At 55.3% G+C, this 1,238-nt stretch carries 2 protein-coding genes; both read right to left on the minus strand.

The features are described from left to right. Positions 1–443: carbonic anhydrase family protein (locus tag J5224_RS28545; protein ID WP_264628473.1), on the minus strand; the 443-nt coding region annotated here is incomplete at its 3' end. A 278-nt stretch (positions 444–721) separates the two neighbouring features. After that, positions 722–1,238 (minus strand): AMP nucleosidase (locus J5224_RS28550; protein ID WP_264628474.1); only part of this gene is annotated, 517 nt, incomplete at its 5' end.

The raw sequence follows: 1,238 nt of genomic DNA on the forward strand, positions 1-1,238 counted from the left end.
ATCACCAGCACCACTTTGGCACCCGCTGCGGCACACGCGAACTCCATACTGCCCAGAATGTCTTCATTTTGCACGTTGCCCGCTACGCGCGCGTTAAAGGTCTCACCAATGCCCGTATCCAGCAAAATTTCAGCGGGAGCGCGCGAGTCGATGCAGCTCAAAATCACCGCCGCAGGGAATTGCCCCTCTTGGCTACTGATTTTTTGCGCCACAAAGTCATGCTGTTGCATCTTGCCTTCCCGAAAACGTGCATTGCCCGCTTTAAAGCTTTTGATCACATCGTCAGGTGTCATGCTGTCACGCTGCGCTTGGGTCAACGACGCGGCATAGCTGACGTGGGGAACCATAAAACCACTGATACCCGTGAGTGCCAGAACAGAGAGGGCGGCGGTGCGCTTGATCACTGCACGGCGCGATGGCTCGGGAGCGTCGAACTTACTCATAATAATACCTCATTGTTATTGTGGTTATGACGCCATGGCAGCCTGGTGCAGGACGTCAATGACATGCCAGCCACGTGACAGGTGGCGGTGCTGATAATAACTTTCAGTAATTAATTGCAGTAAGTGTAGTAGCGCCACATGCAGGGTTGTCGACGGTGGGAGAGCATCAAGGGGGAATGCAGCGGGTTTTTGAGTTTTTTTGACTATAAAACAAAATGTTAGTTCTGATAATAAACGGGCGTTGGTTGTGGGGCCCTGCAGGGCCCGACAACGGGCAATCAGCGAAACGGTGGCTCGTTGAACGTGCGAAGTTTGCGTGAATGCAGATGGTCGCCTTCTGCGCGTAACAGATCCATCGCGCAGATACCGATTTGCAGATGCTCGGAGATGGCACCTTCATAAAAACGGTTGGCCTGACCAGGCAGCTTTATTTCACCGTGTAGCGGTTTGTCCGAGACGCACAGCAGCGTGCCGTAAGGCACTCGGAAGCGATAGCCTTGTGCTGCAATCGTCGCGCTTTCCATATCGACGGCCACGGCGCGGCTCAGGTTGAAACGCAGGGCGGAGACGGAGTAACGCAGTTCCCAATTACGATCGTCGGTGGACACGCCCGTACCGGTACGTAGCCGCTGTTTCACCGCTTCGCCCGCCATGCCGCTCACCATTTTGGTCGCGTCATACAGCGCGCGTTGCACCTCGGCGATGCTTGGAATGGGGATATCCGGCGGGAGCACGGCATCAAGCACGTGATCGTCGCGCAGATAGGCGTGCGCCAACACATAGTCGCCAATGGTT

Source organism: Candidatus Symbiopectobacterium sp. NZEC135, from assembly GCF_025962695.1.